Here is a 22,406-nt window from a genome sequence, read left to right as displayed (position 1 = left end):
TGCGTTACCGTGGCCTCAGCAGCGAAGCGGCCGTAATTCCCAAGGGAGGCTGGAGACCGGAAATGACCATGAGCTACCAGGAACAGCAGCTGCTCTCGGCCGCTACGGGCCGGGCCGCCATCCTGAACCTGAACGCGCGGCACAATCGGGCGTTCACCGGCGGCGACCGCGACCGCTGGATCGCGACCTTCCGCCACTCTGGCGCCAGCTACACCCGCGACGGCGAGTTGTTCGCCGATCTCCGGCCGGCCTTCCACGGCGGTGACGGGCAGCGCCTGGTGACGCTGGACCACGAGATCCACGTCGACGGGGTCGACGCCACCCAACACTGTGTCGCAGTGCTTTTCGCCACCATGTACGGCGACACCACCCTGCGCGCGACCGGGAGCTACCGGGATGCGCTGATCTACGAACGGGGCGCCTGGTACTTCGCCGCCCGCGAACTCACCTGGGACGTGGTGCCGAGCCGCCATCCGCTCGTCATGTGAGCGATCACCACCTGGCCTTCGGCACCTACGAGGATGCGCTGCGGATGGTCGGCACGACGAGCGGACCGCGGACCGCGGCGACACCGGTCAGCGGCGCGCGCATCCAGTTGTTCGCCGCCATGGTGCACGACGGCAACCGCTCGTACTGGGACGCCGCGTTCGCCCGCCGGCAGTGGGGCGGTGTGCCGGCCCCGCCGGCGCTGTTGATGGGCTGGCTGATACCGCCACCGTGGCAGCCCGCCGAGCAGGGGAACGCCCGGCCGGCATCGCTTGCGCTGCGAGTGCCGTTGCCGGGCAGCACTTTCATCAACGCGGCCAACGACTGCGAGTTCCTGCGGCCCATCCTCGAGGGCGATGTCCTCACCGTCGTCGAGGAACTGATGTCGGTGTCCCCGGAGAAGCGGACCCGGCTCGGCGCCGGCCATTTCGTGCAGACGCTGGAGACCTATCGCCGCCAGGACGCGACGGTGGTGGCCACCTGCCGCAATACCCTGTTCAGGTTCACGCCCGGAGACGCCCGGTGACCGGGGGTGACCCGGACTGGGACGACATCGTCGTTCCGGTCGAGTTGCCGGAGGTCGTCGACCACATCAGCTACCAGCGGGTGGTCGAGAATGCGGGGGCGACATGGGACTACTTTCCCGGCCACTTCGACCCCGACTACGCCCGCAGCCAGGGGAACCCGACGATCTACGTCAACACGATGCACCTCGCCGGCTTCGCCGATCGCGTGGCGACCGACTGGGCCGGCCCGGGCTCTCGCGTGGTGCGCCGCGCGATGCGGCTGGCCGGACCGGTCTTCGCCGGCGACACGATGATCGGCAGGGGCCGCGCGGTGGCCAAGCGACGCGATACCTCGGTGGACCCCCCGCGCCGCCTCGTCGACGTCCGGGTCGAGGTGACCAATCAGCACGGCGCGCTGTGCTGCCCCGTCGAACTCACCCTGGAGATGCCCGAACGTCGTTGACGCTCAACGCGTCAGCGGCGGCAACTTTTCCCGCGACACCACGGACTGGAACTCCACGTACTCGTCGAGGCCCTCGGGGCCGAACTCGCGCCCGATGCCCGACTGCTTGCAGCCGCCGAACGGGGCCCCGGTGTCGAGCATGTACATGTTGATGCCGTAGGTGCCGGTGCGCACCCGGGCGGCGACTTCGAGACCGTGCGCGGTGTCGGCCGTCCACACCGAGCCGGCCAGCCCGTAGTCGCTGTCGTTCGCGATCCGGATCGCGTCGGGCTCGTCGCGGTAGCGCAGCACCGTCAACACCGGGCCGAAGATCTCCTCCCGGGCGATGCGCATGTCGTTGGTCGCGTCGGTGAACAGCGTCGGCCGCACATACCAGCCCCGCTCGGCGGGAGCGTCGTCACCGCCGACGACGATGCGTGCGCCCTCCGCTCGCCCCGACCGGATGTAGTCCCGCACCCGATGCTGTTGCCGTTGTGAGACAAGGGGTCCGATGTCGGTGGTTTCGTCCGCGGGATTCCCGACGTGCAGTCCCGCCATCATCTCGGCCAGCGCGTCGACCAACTCGTCGTGGCGGCGCTCGCTGACGAGGATGCGGGTCTGCGCGACGCAGGCCTGCCCGTTGTTCATCAGCCCGGCGGTCTTCAGCCCGGCCACGGTCTTGCCGACGTCGGCGTCGTCGAGAACGATCGCCGCCGACTTGCCGCCCAGTTCCAGGCTCACCCGCTTGAGTTGCTCGCCACACCTGGCCGCGATCCGGCGCCCGGTCGCGCTGGAGCCGGTGAACGCGACCTTGTCCACACCGCGGTGGCGTACCAGCGCCTCCCGGCATCCGGTCCGCCGGGCAGTATCGACACCACGCCGTCGGGAAGGCCGATCCGCTCGATCATCTCGGCCATCCACAAGGCGTCCAGGGGCGTTTCGGGTGCCGGCTTGACGACCACCGCGCAGCCGGCGATCAGGGCCGGGATGAGCTTGGGCATGATCAGGAACTGCGGCACGTTCCACGGCACGATCGCGCCGACCACCCCGACCGGAGCCCTGTTCAGGTGCACCTCGCCCAGCACGCCCCGGCGGCGTTCCGCCCAGGGATGATCGCGCGCCACCCTCAGCGCCCGGTCCATCATCGCCGCCGCGCCCGCCGCCTGGCCCAGCCTGCTGAAGCTGCGCGGAGACCCCATCTCCTCGGTGATGAGGTCGGCCATCTCGTCGAGGTGCCCGGAGTAGATCGCCGCGAGCGCGTCGATCGCGGCCATCCGTTCGGCGGGGGCCAGGCGTGGCCACGGGCCGTGGTCGAAGGCGCGCCGGGCGGCGGTGACGGCCGCGGCGACGTCTTCGGGCCCGGCCGCCCGGCAGTGCCCGATCCGTTCTTCGGAGTGCGGCGAAATGACGTCCAGTCGAAAAGAATTAGCGGGCTTGCGCCAGCAACCTCCGACGAAAACCTCTTCGTAGTAACGATGGCCGGAGCTTTTCGCCATCGTTGACGCTAACATGGCCGAATAGGACGCGAACCATGTCACGAGGCGTGAAATGAACGACGACTGGCGCACGTACCCGTTCCAGTTGGTGCCCGGCGACACCCAATTGGCATTTCCCGCCGCCGAAGGCGAGCACCCCGACCAGGAGTCGGACAGCTGGTTCATCGCCGGCCAACTCGACTCGGCCGACAGTGACCGGTCCTATGCGTTCTTGACGATCTTCAACAAGAACCGGCCCGGCGCAACGGTGGTCGCGGATTTCTACACGATGGCGCTTTTCGATCTGGACAGCGGCGACTACGGCACCTACACCGACTACGACATGCCGCCGGCCAACCTGCAACCGGGTGCCGGCCGCAAGCTGGCGATGGCGCCGGGTTATCTCGACGTCAGCTACCGCAGCGGCGCGGGCACCGCGTCGTGGACCACGTGCCGTAACGGCGACGGCGGGTTGCTGCCCTACACCTATCGGGTCAGCCTGGTGGGCGCGGACCAGTCCGGGCGGCCCATGCGGCTCGACCTGGCGGTGACACCGACGCGCGCACCGACACCGGTGGGTGCCTCGACCTACAACGGGAAGATCTGCTGCTTCGGCCAAGACGACACGTACTCCTATTTCCAGGGCGGGATGACGATGACCGGCACCCTGCGCTGGGGCGACGTGATCGAGCAGGTGTTCGGCAGCGGCGGGCACGTGGACCGGCAGTGGTTCCCGAAGTATGCCGGCGGCGACCCGCGGGCCGCGTCGCACGAGTGGCGCACCATCACCCTCGACAACGGCGTCGACCTGAGCATCTGGCATCAGTTCGACCGCACGAACGGCAATGCGCTGCAGCCGTTCTCGGGTGTGACGACAAGCTGGCCCGACCCGGGCGTGGCACCCGTGCTGCCACCGCAGTGCGCCGAGGACGTCGAGGTCACGGTGAGCAGCTACGTCCGGTGGCCGGAGGCGGTGCGCCCGCTGGTGCGTCCGCCCGCCGCGGGCCGCTACCTGCCCGACCGGCACCGGATCACAAGCGCGACAATGCAACTCGATCTCATCGGGGAGCCGCTGGTCGCGGCACCGGCGCACGGCCTGCCGATCGAATACATGGAGGGCCCGTTCCGCTACCGCGGAACGCTGTGGGGCGAGCCGGTGACCGGCTTCGCGTTCTACGAACGATCGCTCGCGCTGTACCGGGACTGGGAACTCGTCGATGTGCTGGCCGCCGCCGTCGGCGGCACCGAATCGGTTGCCCCGCACCTGCAAGGCCTCGCGGGCCGGCTCGCGGCGCTGCTGGCCGCCGACCGCCGCGGCGAGGCGCGCGAGCTGTTGACCGGCCTGCAGCGGGTTGAGAACGACGCGCTGGCAACCCTTCTCGACGACCTCGTCGTTGCGTTGTCCGCGGATCTTTAGGCGACTCAAAGTTTCGCCGAGGTTCGCCCGGGGCGGCCGCCGCGGCGCGACCCGGTGATGGTGCGGGGATTGCGCGCCCGGGCGGGTCGATGCCAATGTGATGCACATGTGATCTTTGGGGTCAATGTGCCTGGTGGGGTTTGTGTCGTACCCTGAGCCCATGTCGGTTTCGCGGCGCGACGTGCTCAAGCTCGCCGCAGCGACCCCGGGACTGGCGGGTTTCGGCGTCGCGGCGGCAGCGCTGCGTACCGCGCCGGCGTCGGCCGCGCTCGGCACGCTGCTGGACTACGCGGCCGGCGTCATCCCGGCCAGCCAGATCAGGGCGGCCGGGGCGGTGGGATCGATCCGGTACGTGTCCGATCGGCGGCCCGGTGGTAACTGGATGCTCGGCAAGCCGATCCAGATCACCGAAGCGCGTGACCTCGCCGGCAATGGGCTCAAGATCGTGTCCTGCTACCAGTACGGCAAGGGCAACACCGCCGACTGGCTGGGCGGGGGCGCCGCCGGAGTGCAGCACGCCCGGCGCGGCATGCAGTTGCACGCCGCCGCCGGCGGCCCCCCCAACGCTCCCATCTACGCCTCGATCGACGACGACCCTTCCTTCGAGCAGTACAAGCAGCAGGTCGCTCCGTACCTGCGGTCCTGGGAGTCGGTGATCGGACACCAGCGCACCGGTGTGTACGCAAATGCCAAGACGATCGACTGGGCGCTGCAGGACGGTCTGGGCTCCTACTTCTGGCAGCACAACTGGGGTTCGCCCCGGGATTACACCCATCCGGCCGCCAATCTGCACCAGGTCGAGATCGACAAGCGCAGCGTCGGCGGTGTCGGGGTGGACATCAACGAAATCCTCAAGCCCGAATTCGGGCAGTGGATCTAGGCCGTCGGCGACTGCTCCAGCAAACAACCGGTCGCTGACTGCGAGGTGCGGCAGAGGCCCCATGGCCGCGCGGCGGCGAGGTTGCTCGTGCGCGGGGCGCCACCAAGGGCCGAAATTCTTAATATAACGATTACATAACGAAACCGCTTTGAACAGCGAAGTTATGGCTACTCGACCGTAACCACCTGCATGCAGCAGGTTTGGTCGCCGCGCCCGCGCGCGCGGTTTCACCCGGTGTTACCCAGGACACGGTTACCCGTGCGTAGAACTCACCAGTAACAAATCGGCTGCGGAAAAGGGCACTGATCCTTATGACACTCTTATAAGAGCCGATGCAGTCCGCCGCACCGATCGGCTGAGGGGACGGCCCGTCGACGACGACCAGGGTGCCGACCCGACGAACCGACAGAAGACGCAATAGGGGAGACGTACAAGGTGACGATCCACGAGCACGACCGGGCGTCCGCCGACCGCGACGGGCACGGCCCGTACGGCACCCATGCTCTGGTCGACCGTCTGACGGCCGGTGAGCCTTACGCTGTGGCGTTCGGCGGGCAGGGCAGCGCCTGGCTGGAGACGCTCGAGGAGCTGGTGTCCTCGGCCGGGATCGAGACCGAGCTTTCCACGCTGGTCGGCGAGGTGGAACTGCTGCTCGAGCCGGTGGCCAAAGAGCTGGTCGTGGTGCGCCCGATCGGCTTCGAGCCGCTGCAGTGGGTGCGTGCGCTGGCGGCCGAGGACGCGGTTCCCGCGGACAAGCACCTCACGTCGGCGGCCGTCTCGGTCCCCGGGGTGCTGCTGACCCAGATCGCGGCCCTGCGCGCGCTGGCGCGCCAGGGCATGGATTTGACGGCCACCCCGCCGGTCGCCCTGGCGGGCCATTCCCAGGGCGTGCTCGCCGTCGAGGCCCTCAGGGCCGGCGGCACCCGCGACGCCGAGCTGCTGGCCATGGCGCAGCTGATCGGCGCGGCGGGCACGCTGGTCGCCCGGCGACGCGGCATCTCCGTCCTCGGCGACCGCCCGCCCATGGTGTCGGTCAGCAACGCCGATCCCGAGCGCATCCAGCGCCTGCTCGACGAGTTCGCGCGGGACGTGCGCACCGTGCAGCCTCCCGCGCTGTCCATCCGCAACGGCCGGCGTTCCGTCGTCATCACCGGCACCCCCGAGCAGCTGTCGCGCTTCGAGCTCTACTGCCGGCAGATCTCGGCGAAGGAAGAGGCCGACCGCAAGAGCAAGATCCGCGGCGGCGACGTGTTCGCGCCGGTCTTCGACCCGGTGCAGGTCGAGGTCGGATTCCACACCCCGCGGCTGGCGGACGGCATCGACATCGTCGGCGCCTGGGCCGAGAAGGTCGGCCTCGACGTGGCGCTGGCCCGCCAGCTGACCGAGGCGATCCTGGTGAGTCCCGTCGACTGGGTCGAGGAGATCACCCGTGTGCACGGCGCCGGAGCCCGCTGGATCCTCGACCTGGGACCCGGGGACATCCTGACCCGGCTGACCGCGCCGGTGATCCGGGGGCTGGGCATCGGCATCGTGGCCGCGGCCACCCGCGGCGGCCAGCGCAACCTGTTCACCGTCGGGGCCGTTCCCGAGGTGGCCCGCGCCTGGTCGAGCTACGCCCCGACCGTGGTGCGGCTGCCCGACGGCCGCGTCAAGCTCTCCACGAAGTTCACCCGGCTGACCGGCCGGTCGCCGATCCTGCTGGCGGGCATGACCCCGACCACCGTCGACGCCAAGATCGTGGCTGCCGCCGCCAACGCGGGGCACTGGGCCGAACTCGCCGGTGGCGGGCAGGTCACCGAGGAGATCTTCGCCGACCGCGTCGAAGAGCTCTCCGGGCTGCTCGAACCCGGCCGGACCTACCAGTTCAACGCGCTCTTCCTCGACCCCTACCTGTGGAAGCTGCAAGTGGGTGGCAAACGCCTGGTGCAGAAGGCCCGCCAATCCGGCGCGGCGATCGACGGGCTGGTGATCAGCGCCGGCATCCCGGAGCTTGAGGAAGCCGTCGAGTTGATCGACGAGCTGGGCGGCGCCGGCATCAGCCACGTCGTGTTCAAACCCGGCACGATCGAGCAGATCCGCTCGGTCATCCGCATCGCGACCGAGGTGTCCACCAAGCCGGTGATCGTGCACATCGAGGGCGGTCGCGCCGGCGGCCACCACTCCTGGGAGGACCTCGACGACCTGCTGCTGGCCACCTACTCGGAGCTGCGGTCGCGTCCCAACATCACCGTCTGCGTCGGCGGCGGCATCGGCACCCCCGAGCGGGCCGCCGACTACCTGTGCGGGCGCTGGGCCCAGGCCTACGGCTTCCCGTCGATGCCCGTCGACGGCATCCTGGTCGGCACCGCGGCGATGGCGACGCTCGAGGCCACCACGTCGCCGTCGGTCAAGCGGATGCTGGTGGAAACCCAGGGCACCGACCAGTGGATCGGCGCCGGCAAAGCCCAGGGCGGCATGGCGTCCAGCCGCAGCCAGCTCGGTGCCGACATCCACGAGATCGACAACAGCGCCTCGCGTTGCGGCCGGTTGCTCGACGAGGTCGCCGGCGACGCCGAGGCGGTCGCCGAGCGGCGCGACGAGATCATCGCGGCGATGGCCAGAACCGCCAAGCCGTATTTCGGCGACGTCGCGGACATGACCTACCTGCAGTGGCTGCGGCGCTACGTCGAGCTGGCGATCGGCGACGGCGATTCGACCGCCGACACCGCCGCACCGGGCAGCCCGTGGCTGGCCGACACCTGGCGCGACCGGTTCGAGCAGATGCTGCAGCGCGCCGAGGCGCGGCTGCATCCGCGGGATCACGGCCCCATCGAGACCCTGTTTTCGCGTTCCGCCGACCCGGCGCTGCTGGAGAGTCCGGAGGCCGCGATCGACCTGCTGCTGGCCGGCTACCCCGACGCGGCCACCGTGCAGCTGCATCCGGCGGACGTGCCGTTCTTCGTCACGCTGTGCAAGACGCCGGGCAAGCCGGTCAACTTCGTGCCGGTCATCGACAAGGACGTGCGGCGCTGGTGGCGCAGCGACTCGCTGTGGCAGGCGCACGACGCCCGCTACGACGCCGACCAGGTGTGCATCATCCCGGGCATCGCGGCGGTCTCCGGCATCACCCGGCTGGACGAACCCGTCGGCAAGTTGCTCGATCGATTCGAGCAGGCCGCCGTAGATGAAGTGCTCGAGGTGCTCGCATCATCGGGAGGCGAGCCGCAGGCCGTCACGTCGCGTCGGCTGGGCCGCCCCGACGTGACCGGTCCGCTGGCCACCGTCCTGGACGCGCCGGACGTGCTGTGGGCCGGGCGCATCGTCGCCAACCCGGTGCACCGCATCGCCGAGCCGGCGGACTGGCAGGTGCACGACGGGCCCGAGAGCCGCTGCGCCACGAACTCTTCCACCGGAGCGCGGCTGCAGGCGGAAGGTGCCGAGCGGGTCGTGCTGAGCGTCCCGGTGTCCGGCGTCTGGGTCGACATCCCATTCACGTTGCCCGCCAACACCGTTGACGGTGGCGCTCCGGTGGTGTCCACCGCCGACGCCAGCGAGGCGATGCGCGCGGTGCTGGCGATCGCCGCCGGCGTGGACGGGCCGGAGTTCCTGCCCTCGGTCGTCGACGGGACGGCCACGGTGGAGGTGGACTGGGACCCCGAACGGGTCGCCGACCACACGGGGGTCACGGCGACCTTCGGTGAGCCGCTGGCGCCCAGCCTCACGACCGTGCCCGACGCGCTCGTCGGGCCTTGCTGGCCCGCCGTTTTCGCGGCGATCGGCGCCGCGGTGACCGATGCCGGCGTACCGGTGGTCGAGGGGCTGCTGAGCCTGGTGCACCTGGACCACGCCGCCCATGTGGTCGGTTCGCTGCCCACGACCCCGGCTCGGCTGGTGGTCACCGCGACGGCCTCGCCGGCACTCGACACCGACATGGGGCGCGTCGTCCCGGTCTCGGTCACCATTGCCGGAGCCGGCGGTGCGGTGATCGCTCACCTGGCGGAACGATTCGCGATCCTCGGGCGCACCGGGGCCGCCGAACTCACCGACCCGGCCCGGGCCGGTGGCGCGGTGTCGCAGAACGCCACCGACACGCCGCGCCGGCGCCGCCGCGACGTCACGCTGAGCGCCCCGGTTGACATGCGCCCGTTCGCGATGGTGTCCGGCGACCACAACCCCATCCACACCGACCGTGCGGCCGCGCTGCTCGCGGGCCTGGCGGGGCCTGCCGGGGGAGGTGGGCCGATCGTGCACGGCATGTGGTTGTCGGCCGCCGCGCAGCACGCGGTCACCGCCACCGACGGGCAGGCCCGTCCGCCGGCCCGGCTCCTCGGCTGGACCGCGCGCTTCCTGGGCATGGTCCGCCCCGGCGACGCGGTCGACTTCCGCGTCGACCGCGTCGGCATCGACCAGGGCGCCGAGATCGTGGAGGTCGCCGCCCGCATCGGCTCGGACCTGGTGATGTCGGCGACCGCGCGACTGGCCGCCCCCAAGACGGTCTACGCGTTCCCCGGCCAGGGCATCCAGCACAAGGGCATGGGCATGGAGGTCCGGGCCCGCTCCAAGGCGGCCCGCAAGGTGTGGGACAAGGCCGACAAGTTCACCCGCGACGTCCTGGGCTTCTCGGTGCTCAACGTGGTGCGCGACAACCCGACCAGCATCATCGCCAGCGGCGTGCACTACCACCACCCCGACGGCGTGCTCTACCTGACGCAGTTCACCCAGGTCGCCATGGCGACGGTGGCCGCCGCGCAGGTCGCCGAGATGCGCGAGCAGGGTGCGTTCGTCGAGGGCGCGATCGCCTGCGGCCACTCCGTCGGCGAGTACACCGCACTGGCCTGCGTCACCGGCGTCTACGAGCTGGAAGCGTTGCTGGAGATGGTCTTTCACCGCGGCTCCAAGATGCACGACATCGTGCCGCGCGACGAGCTCGGCCGCTCGAACTACCGGTTGGCGGCCATCCGGCCCTCCCAGATCGACCTGCCCGACGACGAGGTGCGGGCATTCGTGGCCGATATCGCGGCGCGGACGGGTGAATTCCTGGAGATCGTCAACTTCAACCTGCGCGGCTCGCAGTACGCGATCGCCGGCACGGTGCACGGCCTCGAGGCGCTGGAGGCCGAGGTGGAGCGGCGCCGCGAGCTCACCGGCGGCAAGCGGTCGTTCATCATGGTGCCCGGCATCGACGTCCCGTTCCACTCCCGGGTGCTGCGGGTCGGGGTGGCCGACTTCCGTCGCTCGCTGGAACGGGTCATGCCCCGGGACACGGATCCCGAGGTGATCATCGGGCGCTACATCCCCAACCTGGTGCCCCGTCCATTCACGCTCGATCGCGACTTCGTCCAGGAGATCCGCGACCTGGTGCCCGCCGAGCCGCTCGACGAGATCCTCGCCGACTACGACACCTGGCGTAACGAGAAGCCGCGCGAACTGGCCCGCAAGATCGTCATCGAGCTGCTGGCGTGGCAGTTCGCCAGCCCGGTCCGCTGGATCGAGACGCAGGACCTGCTGTTCACCGAGGAGGCCGCCGGTGGCCTCGGTGTCGAGCGGTTCGTCGAGATCGGCGTGAAGTCCGCGCCGACCGTCGCCGGGTTGGCCGCCAACACCCTCAAGCTGCCCGAATACGCCCACAGCACAGTCGAAGTCCTCAACGCCGAGCGCGACGCCGCGGTGCTGTTCGCCAACGACACCGACCCCGATCCGGAGCCCGAAGACGCGCCGGAACCGGTGGCCGAGCCCGCCGCCGCCGACGCGGCGCCGGCTGCCCCCGCCGCGGCACCGTCCGCGCCCTCGGGGGGGGTCCGCCCGGACGACATCGCGTTCGACGCCGCCGATGCCACGCTGGCGCTGATCGCGCTGTCGGCCAAGATGCGCATCGACCAGATCGAGGAGCTGGACTCCATCGAGTCCATCACCGACGGCGCGTCGTCGCGGCGCAACCAGCTGCTGGTGGACCTGGGTTCGGAGCTGAACCTGGGCGCCATCGACGGTGCCGCCGAGGCCGACCTGGCGGGGCTGCGCGCGCAGGTGACCAAGCTGGCGCGCACCTACAAGCCTTATGGCCCCGTGCTTTCCGATGCGATCAACGACCAGTTGCGCACGGTTCTGGGGCCCTCCGGCAAGCGGCCCGGTGCGATCGCCGAGCGGGTCAAGAAGACCTGGGAGCTCGGCGACGGCTGGGCCAAGCACGTCACCGTCGAGGTGGCGCTGGGCACCCGTGAGGGCACCAGCGTCCGCGGGGGGGCCATAGGCCACCTGCACGAGGGCGCCCTGGCCGACACCGCCTCCGTCGACAGGGTGATCGACGCCGCGGTCGCTGCCGTGGCCGCGCGCCGTGGCGTTTCGGTCGCGCTGCCGTCGGCGGGCGGTGGCGGCGGGGCGACCGTCGACGCGGCCGCGCTGGGCGAGTTCACCGAGCAGATCACCGGCCGCGACGGCGTGCTGGCCGCGGCGGCGCGCCTGGTGCTGGGCCAGCTGGGCCACGACGAGCCGGTCAGCGCGATGCCGGCGGCCACGGACGCCGAACTCATCGACCTGATCACCGCCGAACTGGGCGCGGACTGGCCGCGTCTGGTGGCCCCGGTGTTCGACGCCCGCAAGGCCGTCGTCTTCGACGACCGCTGGGCCAGCGCGCGTGAGGATCTGGTCAGGCTGTGGCTGGCCGACGAGGCCGAGATCGACGCCGACTGGCCGCGCCTGTCGGAAAGGTTCGAGGGCGCCGGGCACGTCGTCGCCACCCAGGCCACCTGGTGGCAGGGCAAGGCGCTGGCCGCCGGACGCCAGATCCACGCGGCACTGTACGGCCGCATCGCCGCCGGCGCCGAGAACCCGGAGCCCGGCCGCTACAGCGGCGAGACCGCCGTGGTGACCGGCGCCTCGAAGGGCTCGATCGCCGCGTCGGTGACCGCGCGCCTGCTCGACGGCGGTGCCACCGTCATCGCGACGACATCCAAGCTCGACGAGGAACGGCTGGCGTTCTACCGCGGGCTGTACCGCGACCACGCCCGCTACGGCGCGGCGCTGTGGGTGGTCGCGGCCAACATGGGGTCCTACGCCGACATCGACGCGCTGGTCGCATGGGTCGGTACCGAGCAGACGGAAAGCCTTGGGCCGCAGTCTATTCACATCAAGGATGCGCAGACCCCGACGCTGCTGTTCCCGTTCGCGGCGCCGCGGGTGGCCGGCGACCTGTCCGAGGCCGGTGCGCGCTCGGAGATGGAGATGAAGGTGCTGCTGTGGGCGGTGCAGCGGCTGATCGGTGGCCTGTCGAAGATCGGCGCCGAGCGTGACATCGCGTCGCGGCTGCACGTGGTGCTGCCCGGCTCACCCAACCGCGGCATGTTCGGCGGCGACGGCGCCTACGGCGAAGCCAAGTCCGCGCTGGACGCCGTGGTGTCCCGGTGGCACGCGGAGTCGTCGTGGTCGCAGCGCGTCAGCCTGGCGCACGCGCTGATCGGCTGGACCCGCGGCACCGGGCTGATGGGCCACAACGACGCCATCGTCAGCGCGGTCGAGGAGGCCGGCGTCACGACGTACTCCACCGACGAGATGGCCGCGATGCTGCTGGACCTGTGCGACGTGGAATCCAAGGTGGCGGCCGCGCATTCGCCGATGAAGGTCGACCTGACCGGCGGGCTCGGCGAGGCGGAGCTGGACATGGCCGAACTGGCCGCCAAGGCGCGCGAACAGGCCGCGCCGCCCGAGAAGGCCGAGACCGGCGAGGCCGCACACGCCATTGCCGCGCTGCCGTCCCCGCCGCGGGGATTCACCCCGGCACCGCCGCCGCGCTGGGACGACCTCGACGTCGACCCGGCCGACCTGGTGGTGATCGTCGGCGGCGCCGAACTGGGCCCGTACGGCTCGTCGCGCACCCGCTTCGAGATGGAGGTCGCGGGCGAGCTGTCGGCGGCCGGCGTCCTGGAGCTGGCGTGGACGACCGGCTTGATCCGCTGGGAAGACGACCCGCGGCCGGGCTGGTACGACACCCAAACGGGCGACCTGGTCGACGAGGCCGAGTTGGTCGAGCGTTACCACGACACCGTCGTGCAGCGCTGCGGCATCCGTGAGTTCGTCGACGACGGCGCGATCGACCCCGACCACGCCTCGCCGCTGCTGGTGTCGGTGTTCCTGGACAAGGACTTCTCCTTCGTGGTCTCCTCGGAGGCCGACGCCCGCGCCTTCGCCGAGTTCGACCCCGAGCACACGGTCGTCCGGCCCGTTCCCGACTCCACCGACTGGCAGGTGATCCGCAAGGCGGGCACCGAGATTCGGGTACCGCGAAAGACCAAGCTGTCGCGGACCGTCGGCGCGCAGATCCCGACCGGGTTCGACCCGACGGTGTGGGGAATCAGCCCCGACATGGCCAGTTCCATCGACCGGGTGGCGTTGTGGAACATCGTCGCGACGGTCGACGCGTTCCTGAGCGCCGGGTTCAGCCCGGCCGAAGTCATGCGCTACGTCCACCCCGGCCTGGTGGCCAGCACCCAGGGCACCGGCATGGGCGGCATGACGTCGATGCAGACCATGTACCACGGCAATCTGTTGGGCCGCAGCAAGCCGAACGACATCTTGCAGGAAGTTCTGCCGAATGTTGTTGCCGCACATGTAGTTCAGTCCTACATCGGCAGTTACGGCGCGATGATCCATCCGGTTGCCGCGTGCGCGACGGCCGCGGTGTCGGTCGAGGAGGGTGTCGACAAGATCCGGCTGGGTAAGGCCGAACTGGTGGTGGCCGGCGGCCTGGACGACCTGACGTTGGAGGCCATCATCGGCTTCGGTGACATGGCGGCCACCGCCGACACCTCGATGATGCGCGGCCGCGGTATCGCCGACTCGAAGTTCTCCCGCCCCAACGACCGGCGGCGGCTGGGCTTCGTGGAGGCCCAGGGCGGCGGGACCATCCTGCTCGCCCGCGGCGACCTGGCCCTGAAGATGGGGCTGCCGGTGCTGGCGGTGGTGGCCTACGCGCAGTCGTTCGGCGACGGCGTGCACACCTCGATCCCGGCGCCGGGCCTGGGCGCGCTGGGCGCGGGCCGCGGCGGCAAGGACTCGCCGCTGGCGCGTGCGCTGGCCAAGCTGGGCGTGGGCGCCGACGACGTCGCGGTGATCTCCAAGCACGACACCTCGACGCTGGCCAACGACCCCAACGAAACCGAGCTGCACGAGCGGCTGGCGGACGCGCTGGGCCGCTCCCCGGGCGCCCCGCTGTTCGTGGTGTCGCAGAAGAGCCTGACGGGCCATGCCAAGGGCGGTGCGGCCGTGTTCCAGATGATGGGCCTGTGCCAGATGCTGCGCGACGGGGTGATCCCGCCCAACCGCAGCCTGGACTGCGTCGACGACGAGTTGGCCGGCTCGGCCCACTTCGTGTGGGTGCGCGACACGCTGCGGCTCGGCGAGAGGTTCCCGCTCAAGGCGGGCTTGCTGACCAGCCTGGGCTTCGGGCACGTCTCCGGCCTGGTGGCGCTGGTGCACCCGCAGGCGTTCATCGCGTCGCTGGATCCCGGGCAGCGCGCCGACTACCAGCGTCGCGCGGACGCGCGCCTGTTGGCCGGCCAGCGCCGGCTGGTCTCGGCCATCGCCGGCGGCGAGCCGATGTACCAGCGGCCGCCGGACCGCCGCTTCGACCAGCACGCGCCGGAGAAGCGCCAGGAGGCGGCGATGCTGCTGAACCCGGCCGCCCGGCTGGGTGACGACGGGGCGTACCAGGTGTCCGCGGGATGACCCGGCCCATCCGTTAGCCTGGCGATCCATGGGCATCGTCGGTGTGGGGATCGACCTGGTTTCCATTCCTGATTTCGCCGAGCAGGTCGACCAGCCCGGAACGATCTTCTCGGAGACCTTCACCCCCGGTGAGCGCCGCGACGCCTCGGACAAGAGTTCGTCGGCGGCGCGGCACCTGGCGGCCCGCTGGGCCGCGAAGGAAGCGGTGATCAAGGCCTGGTCGGGGTCGCGGTTCGCCCAGCGGCCGGTGTTGCCGGAGGCCATCCACCGCGACATCGAGGTGGTCACCGACATGTGGGGACGCCCGCGGGTCCGGTTGACCGGCGACATCGCCATGCACCTGGCCGACGTGACGATCCACGTGTCGCTGACCCACGAGGGCGACACCGCGGCCGCGGTCGCCATCCTGGAGGCGCCGTAGTCCCGGCGAGCAGACGCAAACGTGCCGCGACACGCCGGGAACGAGGGGTCTTTCCGTCTGCTCGCGAAGAAAGGGGAGACCATGGGCGATCTGGTTCAGCGCGTGCGCGACGTGTTGCCGTCGGTGCGGGGCGATCTCGAGGACCTAGTGCGCATCGAGTCCGTGTGGGCCGATCCCGAGCGGCGGCCCGAGGTGCACCGCAGCGCCCGGGCGGTCGCGGATCTGTTTTCGCAGGCCGGTTTCGGCGACGTGCGCATCGTCAGCGAGGGCGGCGCGCCGGCGGTCATCGCCCGGCATCCGGCGCCGCCGGGCGCACCGACCGTGCTGCTCTACGCCCACCACGACGTCCAGCCCGAGGGCGACCGCGGCCAGTGGTCATCGCCGCCGTTCGAGCCCACCGAGCGCGATGGCCGCCTGTACGGCCGCGGCAGCGCCGACGACAAGGCCGGTATCGCAACGCATCTGGCAGCGTTCCGGGCACACGGCGGGCGGCCGCCGGTGGGGGTGACGGTCTTCGTCGAGGGCGAGGAGGAATCCGGTTCGCCGTCGCTGGGCGCGTTGCTGGGCGCACACCGCGACGCGCTGGCCGCCGACGTGATCGTCATCGCGGATTCGGACAACTGGAGCACCGAGATCCCGTCGCTGACGGTGTCGCTGCGCGGGCTCGTCGACTGCGTGGTGGAGGTGGCCACCCTGGACCACGGACTGCACTCGGGGCTGTGGGGCGGGGTGGTTCCCGACGCGCTCAGCGTGCTGGTGCGGCTGCTGGCCGGCCTGCACGACGACGACGGCAACGTGGCCGTGCAAGGCCTGCACCAGACCGATGTCGCCTCGCTGAACTACCCCGAGTACCCGGCCGAGCGGGTCCGCGCCGACTCCGGCCTGCTCGACGGTGTCTGTGAGATCGGCTCGGGCTCCGTGCCGCAGCGGATGTGGGCCAAACCCGCCATCACGGTGATCGGCATCGACACCACACCGGTGGCCGCCGCGTCCAACACGCTGATCCCGCGGGCCCGGGCCAAGATCAGCATGCGCGTCGCCCCCGGCGGCGACGCCGCGGCGCACCTGGACGCGTTGACCGCGCACCTGAGACGGCACGCCCCGTGGGGTGCACACGTCAGCGTCACGCCCGGCGACGTCGGGCAGCCCTACTCCATCGAGCCCAGCGGCGCGGTCTATGACGCCGCGCGAGCGGCGTTCCGGCGGGCCTGGGGCGCCGACCCGATCGACATGGGCATGGGCGGCTCGATTCCCTTCATCGCCGAGTTCGCCGCGGCGTTCCCGCAGGCCAAGATCCTGGTGACCGGCGTCGAGGATCCCGGCACCCAGGCGCACAGCATCAACGAAAGCCTGCATCTGGGTGTGCTGGAACGCGCGGCGATCGCCGAGGCGCTGCTGCTGGAGAGCCTGGCCTGATCAGACCGACAGGTCGCGGCGCAGCTTGGCGACGTGGCCGGTGGCCTTGACGTTGTACTGGGCGACCGCGATCTTCCCCTTTTCGTCGACGACGAAGGTGGACCGGATCACGCCCCGGACGGTCTTGCCGTACATCTGCTTCTCGCCGTAGGCGCCCCAGGCGGTCAGCACCGTGCGGTCGGGGTCGGACAGCAGCGGGAACGTCAGGTTCTCGGCGTCCCGGAACTTCGCGAGTTTGGCCGGGGTGTCGGGGGAGACGCCGACGACGTCGAGGCCCGCTTCGTTCAGCTCGCGCAGGCTGTCGCGGAAGTCGCAGGCCTCTTTGGTGCATCCCGGTGTGGAGGCGGCCGGGTAGAAGTACACGATGACGCGCCGTCCCTGGTAGTCGGACAGCGACACCGTGTTGCCGTCGGCATCGGGCAGGCTGAAGGCGGGCGCTTTGTCACCCGGCGCCAGCCGCGTGGTCTCGGTCAAGGTTCTTCCCTTTCTGTTCACCGCCGCGTCGGCATCGGCGCCAGCTGATCTAGGGTAGTGCCTGACGTGCACCAAGCGGACGTGGAGGACAGAGACGTGGCGGATCGGGATCCCGAGGTCATCAAGCAGGAGATCGACCGCGCGCGCGACCAGCTGGCGGCCACCGTCGATTCGCTCGCCGAGCGCGCCAACCCCCGCCGCCTCGCCGACGACATCAAAGCCCGGGCGATCGAATTCGTGAAGAAGCCGGTGGTGATCGTTTCCCTGGTTGGTGTCTCATCGGTCGTCATGGTCGTGGTGATCCGCAGAATCAGGGACCGCTGACCGCGGAGCCAGCGAAAGACGCTGTAGCAGAATCTGTTTCAGTGAGACGTCGAATGCAATGTGTCCGGGCACAGGTCCTGCTGGGCCACCTCGACCAGCGTCGGGCCCCAGAAATAGAGCCCGAACTCGCCGGCGGCGGTCTCTGGCGACTCGCCGTTGCGCAGCTGGGCGCAGATGGTGTAGCCCCGGCCGGTCATGACCTGGGGGGCGTTGAAGCCGATGATCGGCACGCCCCGCGCCTGCAGGTCCGGGATGAAGTTGCTCTCGTCGGCGTGCGCCGGTGGGGCTGCGGTGATCGTCGCCGCGCCGACGATGGCGATCGCCGTCGGTAGCATCCGCCTCAGCAGCGGCTGGAGGCTTCCGGCGGGGACGTGCGGCTGGCATGAGAACCGGGATATCGGCCCGACGAAGGTCGGATGACCGAGATTGCTCATGCGAGAACTGTACGCGAACGCGTTGAGCACGTGTCCGGTAAGCGGGACGGCCGAACCCGCCGAAGGCGATACGCGATGTGGTGCGCCGTCAGGGTTTCGAACCCCGGACCCGCTGATTAAGAGTCAGCTGCTCTACCAACTGAGCTAACGGCGCTTTCGGTCGGTCACGACCGCGTTTGCGACAATAACAGGCATCCCGCCGCGGGGCGAAATTGCCGGATGTTCCCAGGCTAGCGCAACGGCGGCGGGCGCCCGGTGTCGGCGCGGACCCGCGATGGGTCCCGGAGGTGACCGACTTGTGCCCGAAATCGCCGCCTTCGGGTCGTCACTGCGGTGCCGGCGAACCCCTTAGAATGCTTGCAACCATGCGGGTCAGTGGTGACCGGAGCAGGCAGGATGATGTGAAAGGTCACTCGATGGCGGCTTTGCGGATACGCCGATCGTGGCTGGTCGCGCTGGCGCTTACGATTGCTGTGTTCGGCGCCGGCTGCAGCGGCGGCCACCGGGCTGCGCCGGCGAACGTCATCGTCGACAAGGGCACGCCGTTCGCCGATCTGCTGGTCCCCAAGCTCACCGCCTCGGTGACCGACGGCGCGGTCGGTGTGACCGTGGACGCGCCGGTGGCGGTCACCGTCGCCGACGGCGTGCTGGCGTCGGTCACCATGGTCAACGAGAACGGCAGATCCATCAGCGGCCGGCTCACCCCCGACGGGCTGCGCTGGTCGACCACCGAGCCGCTCGGGTACAACCGGCGCTACACGCTGACCGCCCGGGCGCTGGGCCTGGGCGGCGCGGCGACCCGGCAGATGACGTTCCAGACGAGTTCGCCCGCTCACCTGACCATGCCCTACGTCTACCCGGGCGACGGCGAGGTGGTGGGCATCGGCGAGCCGGTGGCGATCCGCTTCGACGAGAACATCGCCAACCGCGCCGCGGCCCAGAAGGCCATCACCATCACCACCGACCCACCCGTGGAGGGCGCGTTCTACTGGCTGAACAACCGCGAGGTGCGTTGGCGCCCAGAGCATTTCTGGAAGCCCGGCACGGCCATCGACGTGGCGGTCAACACCTACGGCGTCGACCTGGGTGACGGGATGTTCGGCGAGGACAACGTCAAGACCCACTTCACCGTCGGCGATGAGGTGGTCGCGACCGCCGACGACAGCACCAAGATGATCACCGTGCGGGTCAACGGCGACGTCGTCAAGACCATGCCGACGTCGATGGGCAAGGACAGCGCTCCGACGGCCAACGGCATCTACATCGTCGGCTCGCGGTTCAAGCACATCATCATGGACTCCTCGACCTACGGGGTTCCCGTCAACTCGCCCAACGGATATCGCACCGAGGTGGACTGGGCCACGCAGATGTCCTACAGCGGGGTGTTCGTGCACTCCGCGCCGTGGTCGGTGGGTGCCCAGGGCCACACCAACACCAGCCACGGCTGCCTCAACGTGAGCCCCGCCAACGCCGAGTGGTTCTACGACCACATCAAGCGCGGCGACATCGTCGAGGTCGTCAACACCGTGGGCCCGACGCTGCCCGGCACCGAGGGCCTGGGCGACTGGAACATTCCCTGGCCGGTGTGGAAGGCCGGCAACGCCAACACCTGACTCAGACGCGCAGCACCGATCCCAGCGCCGACAGCGGGATGTGGGCTTCGACGGTGCCGCCGTCCATGAACCACTGCAACGCGCCCGGCGTGAAGTTGACCGGTTCGTCGTGGCCCACCGGGTAGTCGGGCAGGTAGAGGACCAACTCGTCGGGGGTCAGCGCCCACGCCTTGTAGGCGCCGGAATAGACCTTGTCCGGGGTCCACCGGTCGGCGGTGAACGGGTAGGTCCCCGGATCATGCGGCGGCGGGGCCGCATTGAGCGCGGCCTCGATGAACGGCTGACCCAGCGAAGGGATCGTCGTGAGTGGATCGGATGCCACGTCCGACAGCGCCAGTCGCCGGCCGCGCGCCATGTCGAAGGTGAACGTCCGATAGGCGTTGTTGGGCTTGGGCCCGTCGGCGTGGTAGTCCTCGTGGAACACCGCACTGAGCAGGTTGCCGTGCCGGGAGACCTGGTAGTTCTCCTCGCCGTAGCTGTCCGCGACCATGTGGGCGCCGACGGTCTTCCAGTTGTTGACCAGGGTGCGCAGATAGTCGCGCACCACCGGACCCGCGGTGGGGTTGTCGACGAGATCGCCGGGCACGGCCACCTTGATGTCCCGGACGGCCTGGCGTTCGGAGACGACCGTGGTGTGGCAGTACTGACCGTCCCAGTCGCCGCCCAGCTCGCCGCAGAAGGACGGCGCCGAGGCCCGCGCGGTGGCCGCGCCGGGAACCGTTGCGGCGGTGACCAATGCGGACAGCGCGATCAGTGTTCTGATGATCATTCGACGGCCTGGCCGGTCAGAGGAGCTGGACTTTGCTTGCCCGCCAGCGACCGTCGACCTTTTCCATGGTCATCTTGATCCGGCTGCGGTCGATCCGCGGATCGGGTACCGCCATGTTGGTGACCGTCTGGTCGATGAAGACCAGGACCACAACCTTGCCGGTGGATTCGGACTGGATCGCGGAGTCCACCACGACGCCGTGTGCGGTGGCCTTGTTGTCGATCAGCAGCTGCCGAAGCTGGACGCTGGACTGGCTGTACATGTCCTTGAACTCGCCGGTGGCGCCGTCGAGCACGTCCTTGAAGTTCTGGTCGACGTTGGTGGAGTCGATGCTCGTCAACACCTGCGCGTACTTGAGAGCCGCCTGCAGGGCCTGCTGGCCGGCCTGGTGCACCTGGTGCTCCTGCCATTGTTTCCAGCCGAGGAAACCGGACATCGCAAGCGAGGCGACGAGCAACAGCGGGAGCGCGCCGCGGCGCAGGTAGTGGCGCCACGGTCGCCTGCGCCGGTTGGCGCCGTCACGTTTGGCGCCGTCACGTTTGGGCGGGACGGGCTCGTCGTCGCCCTCATCGCCGGGCTCGGCGGCCTCGGCTCCGGCCTTGCCCGGCTCGGTGTCTTCGGCTGCGGGCTCGGGCTTTTCCTCCCCGGTATCGGTGTCGAGTTCGTTCTCGGTCGTCGTGGCCATCGTCATCTCCTTGGCTGGACGGGTGTCGGTCTCAGTGCGGCGGCTCTATCGGCAGAACCGGGCCGCCGTACGGGGTGGGAATCGTGTAGCGGCCCTTCGGCGTCGGATCGGTTCTGCGACCCAGGTCCGCGCCCGGCGGCGGGCCCGCGGTGTCGTCGCCGGCCGGCCGCGGCGCGTTCTTGGCTCCGCGGATCTCGACGGCGGGATCGTCGTCGCGGCAGTAGGTGTACATGAACGGCTCGGGGTAGTCGGCGTTGGAGGGCGCGAACGCCGGCGTGCCGTAGTCGCACGCGTAGCGGGGGTACCAGTCGGCCGTCGCCCAGATGCCGTGGTCGTGCATCGTGCTGGCCAGGGCGTCCAGCAGCGACCCGCGATAATCGGGGAAAAGCGCGTTGAGCGCCGGTACCCGCAGGTAGAGAAGCTGCGCACTGCTGGCCGCGCTGGCCAGCAGTTGCACCATCGTGTCGGAGTTGTCGGCGAACAGGTTGTCGACGGCCGAGAGGGCGTGCGGCGCCCGCTGGATCAAACGGCGGTATCCGCCCTGCATCCGGGCGACGCCGGCCAGTGTGCGGTCCAGGCCCGTCGTGGCCGCGGCCAGGCCGGCGTTCTTGTCGGCCGCCAGGGTCAGCACCACCCGGCTGGTCTTGATGATGCTGGTGGTTTCGGGCAGCACGGAATCGAGCGTCGACAGCAGGAACGTGCCGCCGTCGACGATGTCGGCCAACTTGCGCGGGCCCTGTTTGGTCAGGCTGAGTTCCTTCTTGATCAGCTCCATCTTGCGGGGATCGACCTGCGCCAGCATGCCGTCGGCGTCGGCGAGCAACCGCGCCATGCTCAGCGGAACGGTGGTGCGGTCCAGCCCGATGACACTGCCGTCGTGCAGATACGGTCCGGCGTCGGATTCGGCCTCGAAGTTCAGCGATTGCTCGCCGCCGGCGGACAGCTCCGCCACGTGGACGACGCTGGACGCCGGGATCTGCACGTCCGAGGTGATGGTGGCCACGGCATCGGCGCCTCGGTCGGTGAGCTGCAGCGACTGGACGTGCCCGATGCGCACCCCGCGCAGCGCGACGTCCTGATTGGGCAGCAGCCCACCGGATTCCGGCAACTGCACGGTGACCCGATAAGACGACGCGAACGGCGTCACCCGCAGTGCGCCGGCCAGCAGGTAGGCGGTCGCGAGGACCAGGGTCAGCGCCAGGCCGGCCACCGAGAGCCACGTCTGCCGCCGGTGCCCCGCCCGCACCAGGCGGACGAGGGCGTCGGCGGTCGTGGCGATCACCGCTGTGGTCCCGGGCCGGGGGCAGATAGGGCCGGGACAGGGACAGGGACAGGGACAGGGACAGGGACAGGGACAGGGGCAGGGAC

General features: G+C 70.1%; 14 protein-coding genes, 1 tRNA gene and 2 pseudogenes. 10 read left to right on the top strand and 7 right to left on the bottom strand.

The window, feature by feature from the left end; all coding sequences use genetic code 11:
* Positions 1-62 precede the first annotated feature (62 nt).
* Genes FPZ47_RS04025 through FPZ47_RS04015 form a run of 3 tightly spaced genes read left to right on the top strand, consistent with a single transcriptional unit; the run spans position 63 to position 1,455 of the window.
* A complete protein-coding gene (locus FPZ47_RS04025; protein WP_144947600.1) occupies positions 63-488 on the top strand; it encodes a nuclear transport factor 2 family protein in 426 nt (141 codons plus the stop codon).
* Positions 489-532: 44 nt separating this feature from the next.
* The gene (locus FPZ47_RS04020; RefSeq protein WP_144947694.1) at positions 533-1,012 is read left to right on the top strand and encodes an FAS1-like dehydratase domain-containing protein; all 480 of its coding nucleotides are present in this window, start codon (positions 533-535) and stop codon (positions 1,010-1,012) included.
* The gene (locus FPZ47_RS04015; protein ID WP_144947602.1) at positions 1,009-1,455 is read left to right on the top strand and encodes a MaoC family dehydratase; all 447 of its coding nucleotides are present in this window, start codon (positions 1,009-1,011) and stop codon (positions 1,453-1,455) included. Before FPZ47_RS04020 ends, FPZ47_RS04015 begins: the two co-directional genes overlap by 4 nt.
* Positions 1,456-1,458: 3 nt before the next feature.
* On the opposite strand, the pseudogene FPZ47_RS04010 reads toward FPZ47_RS04015, so the two are convergent.
* A pseudogene (locus FPZ47_RS04010) lies at positions 1,459-2,930 on the bottom strand (aldehyde dehydrogenase).
* A 52-nt stretch (positions 2,931-2,982) separates the two neighbouring features.
* Here FPZ47_RS04010 and FPZ47_RS04005 point away from each other — a divergent pair.
* The 5 genes and pseudogenes from FPZ47_RS04005 to FPZ47_RS03985 all read left to right on the top strand — a co-directional run bounded on the left by FPZ47_RS04005 (position 2,983) and on the right by FPZ47_RS03985 (position 16,789).
* On the top strand, positions 2,983-4,326 hold the full coding sequence (locus FPZ47_RS04005; RefSeq protein ID WP_144947604.1) for a lipocalin family protein: 1,344 nt from the start codon (positions 2,983-2,985) through the stop codon (positions 4,324-4,326).
* 160 nt (positions 4,327-4,486) lie between these two features.
* Positions 4,487-5,206 carry a DUF1906 domain-containing protein gene (locus FPZ47_RS04000; RefSeq protein ID WP_144947606.1) on the top strand — a complete coding sequence of 240 codons (720 nt, stop codon included), beginning with the start codon at positions 4,487-4,489 and terminating at the stop codon, positions 5,204-5,206.
* A 435-nt stretch (positions 5,207-5,641) separates the two neighbouring features.
* Positions 5,642-14,902, top strand: coding sequence for a type I polyketide synthase (locus tag FPZ47_RS03995; protein WP_144947608.1), 9,261 nt, complete (start codon positions 5,642-5,644; stop codon positions 14,900-14,902).
* 28 nt (positions 14,903-14,930) lie between these two features.
* The gene (gene acpS / locus FPZ47_RS03990; protein ID WP_144947611.1) at positions 14,931-15,323 is read left to right on the top strand and encodes a holo-ACP synthase AcpS; all 393 of its coding nucleotides are present in this window, start codon (positions 14,931-14,933) and stop codon (positions 15,321-15,323) included.
* Positions 15,324-15,404: 81 nt separating this feature from the next.
* Positions 15,405-16,789 (top strand): annotated as a pseudogene (locus tag FPZ47_RS03985) (M20/M25/M40 family metallo-hydrolase).
* On the opposite strand, the gene bcp reads toward FPZ47_RS03985, so the two are convergent.
* Entirely contained in the window at positions 16,740-17,213 is a 474-nt protein-coding gene (bcp, locus tag FPZ47_RS03980) for a thioredoxin-dependent thiol peroxidase (RefSeq protein WP_144947616.1), read from the bottom strand. The pseudogene FPZ47_RS03985 and the gene bcp sit on opposite strands and share 50 nt — an antisense overlap.
* Before the next feature lie 96 nt (positions 17,214-17,309).
* Between bcp and FPZ47_RS03975 the strand changes: the two genes are divergently transcribed.
* Positions 17,310-17,537 (top strand): DUF3618 domain-containing protein, encoded by a 228-nt coding sequence (locus FPZ47_RS03975; RefSeq protein ID WP_144947697.1) that lies wholly within the window; start codon positions 17,310-17,312, stop codon positions 17,535-17,537.
* 38 nt (positions 17,538-17,575) lie between these two features.
* On the opposite strand, the gene FPZ47_RS03970 is transcribed toward FPZ47_RS03975, so the two are convergent.
* A complete protein-coding gene (locus FPZ47_RS03970) occupies positions 17,576-17,971 on the bottom strand; it encodes a DUF732 domain-containing protein (RefSeq protein WP_144947619.1) in 396 nt (131 codons plus the stop codon).
* Positions 17,972-18,049: 78 nt separating this feature from the next.
* A tRNA-Lys gene (locus FPZ47_RS03965) sits at positions 18,050-18,125 on the bottom strand.
* Positions 18,126-18,387: 262 nt separating this feature from the next.
* On the opposite strand from FPZ47_RS03965, the gene FPZ47_RS03960 reads away from it, so the two are divergent.
* A complete protein-coding gene (locus tag FPZ47_RS03960; RefSeq protein ID WP_144947621.1) occupies positions 18,388-19,584 on the top strand; it encodes a L,D-transpeptidase in 1,197 nt (398 codons plus the stop codon).
* A 1-nt stretch (position 19,585) separates the two neighbouring features.
* Here the strand turns inward: FPZ47_RS03960 and FPZ47_RS03955 are convergent, their stop codons facing one another.
* The 3 genes from FPZ47_RS03955 to FPZ47_RS03945 are packed head-to-tail and all read right to left on the bottom strand — an operon-like array spanning position 19,586 to position 22,320.
* Positions 19,586-20,353, bottom strand: coding sequence for a mannan-binding family protein (locus FPZ47_RS03955; RefSeq protein WP_144947624.1), 768 nt, complete (start codon positions 20,351-20,353; stop codon positions 19,586-19,588).
* A gap of 16 nt (positions 20,354-20,369) precedes the next feature.
* Positions 20,370-21,044, bottom strand: coding sequence for a DUF3329 domain-containing protein (locus FPZ47_RS03950; protein ID WP_425461734.1), 675 nt, complete (start codon positions 21,042-21,044; stop codon positions 20,370-20,372).
* Between the two features lie 25 nt (positions 21,045-21,069).
* Positions 21,070-22,320, bottom strand: a complete 1,251-nt coding sequence (locus FPZ47_RS03945) for an MlaD family protein (RefSeq protein ID WP_144947629.1) — start codon at positions 22,318-22,320, stop codon at positions 21,070-21,072.
* Positions 22,321-22,406: the final 86 nt, after the last annotated feature.

Source organism: Mycobacterium helveticum (genome assembly GCF_007714205.1).
GTDB classification, from domain to species: Bacteria; Actinomycetota; Actinomycetes; order Mycobacteriales; family Mycobacteriaceae; genus Mycobacterium; species Mycobacterium helveticum.
Note: the sequence above shows the minus strand (reverse complement) of the source record. Positions and strands in the feature narration are given on the sequence as shown.

Excerpts from the sequence above, each read along its gene's own strand:
- acpS (WP_144947611.1), top strand. The coding sequence starts at position 14,931 with ATGGGCATCGTCGGTGTGGGGATCGACCTGGTTTCCATTCCTGATTTC.
- FPZ47_RS03960 (WP_144947621.1), top strand. The coding sequence starts at position 18,388 with ATGGCGGCTTTGCGGATACGCCGATCGTGGCTGGTCGCGCTGGCGCTT.
- FPZ47_RS04000 (WP_144947606.1), top strand. The coding sequence starts at position 4,487 with ATGTCGGTTTCGCGGCGCGACGTGCTCAAGCTCGCCGCAGCGACCCCG.
- FPZ47_RS04025 (WP_144947600.1), top strand. The coding sequence starts at position 63 with ATGACCATGAGCTACCAGGAACAGCAGCTGCTCTCGGCCGCTACGGGC.
- FPZ47_RS03970 (WP_144947619.1), bottom strand. The coding sequence starts at position 17,971 with ATGAGCAATCTCGGTCATCCGACCTTCGTCGGGCCGATATCCCGGTTC.
- FPZ47_RS03955 (WP_144947624.1), bottom strand. The coding sequence starts at position 20,353 with ATGATCATCAGAACACTGATCGCGCTGTCCGCATTGGTCACCGCCGCA.
- FPZ47_RS03950 (WP_425461734.1), bottom strand. The coding sequence starts at position 21,044 with ATGACGATGGCCACGACGACCGAGAACGAACTCGACACCGATACCGGG.
- FPZ47_RS04005 (WP_144947604.1), top strand. The coding sequence starts at position 2,983 with ATGAACGACGACTGGCGCACGTACCCGTTCCAGTTGGTGCCCGGCGAC.
- FPZ47_RS04020 (WP_144947694.1), top strand. The coding sequence starts at position 533 with ATGGTCGGCACGACGAGCGGACCGCGGACCGCGGCGACACCGGTCAGC.